The 1,249-nt window shown below is 71.1% G+C and carries 1 protein-coding gene; it reads right to left on the reverse strand.

All coding sequences use genetic code 11. The features are described from left to right. Window positions 1-1,249: sugar ABC transporter permease (locus MCM47_RS41050; protein ID WP_308222640.1), on the reverse strand; the 1,249-nt coding region annotated here is incomplete at both ends.

Consider the following 1,249-nt stretch of genomic DNA (forward strand, 5'->3'; position numbering starts at 1 on the left):
CAGCCGCGACCCGAGGACTTCTGCGTCCGGCGCGAGACCGAGTCGAGCACGACCGCGGCGAGCAGCACCGCGCCGGTGATCATGTACTGGATGGCCTGCGCGGCGTGGACCATGTCCAGGCCGGTGGTGATCGACTGGATGACCAGGATGCCGAGCAGCGCCGACCAGGTCTTGCCGCGCCCGCCGAAGAGGCTGGTGCCGCCGATGACCGCGGCCGCGATGGCGCTCATCAGGACGTTGCCGCTGCCCAGCGCCTTGTCCGCGGAGCCCTGCTGCGAGGCGATGAACAGGCCGCCGAGGCCGGCCAGGCCGGCCGAGATCATGAAGACCGAGATGCGGACCCGGGCGACGTTGATGCCCGCCCGGCGCGCGGCCTCGATGCCGCCGCCGACCGCGAAGATCTTCCGGCCGTAGGAGGTACGGCGCAGCACGAAGTCGGTCAGCACGACCACGCCGAGCAGGATCACCAGGGGCAGCGGCAGGCCGCGGTCCTGGTTGAGCATGTAGGCGCCGACGAGGGCGAGCACCGCGAGGGCGCCGGTGCGCAGCGCGATCTCGCCGGTGGTGCGGCCCGGCAGCCCGGCGGCGGTGCGGCGGCAGGCCTCGATGAGCTGGCCCGTCAGGAAGACGCCGATCGCCAGGAGCGCCAGCACCCAGGCGAAGGCGACGTCGCCGTCGCCCAGGAAGTAGGTGTCCAGGTTGGCGACGACACCGTCGTTGATGTTGTTGATGGTGCCGAGCTTGCCGAGCACGTAGTCCTGGAGGCCGCTCCAGGCGAGCATGCCGGCCAGGGTGACGACGAATGCGGGCACGCCGATCTTGGCGAAGAAGAAGCCGTGCAGGGCGCCGATGGCCACCGCGGCGGCGATCGCGATCAGGATGGCGAGGCCTTCGTTCAGGCCTTCGCGCACGGCCAGCACGGAGGTGATCGCCGCGGTGACACCGGCGATGGAGCCCAGCGAGAGGTCGATCTCGCCGAGCAGCAGGACGAAGACCACACCGACGGCGATCAGGCCGGGGCCGGCGATCCACTTGGTGATGTTGGTCAGGTTGTCGGCCTGCAGGAAGTGGCCGGTGACGCTCTGGAAGATGACGGCGATCAGGATCAGGCCGATGACGACCGGCAGGGAGCCGAGGTCACCACTCTTGATCTTGCGGCGGAACTCGTCCACGTAGCCGGCGACGCCGCCCTGGCGCACCAGCAGGCGCGGGTCGACCGCCGGGGAGGCGGGGGGGGCGGGGGGGGCGG

The sequence above is a fragment of the Kitasatospora sp. A2-31 genome (assembly GCF_022288725.1).
In the GTDB taxonomy this organism is placed as follows: domain Bacteria; phylum Actinomycetota; class Actinomycetes; order Streptomycetales; family Streptomycetaceae; genus Kitasatospora.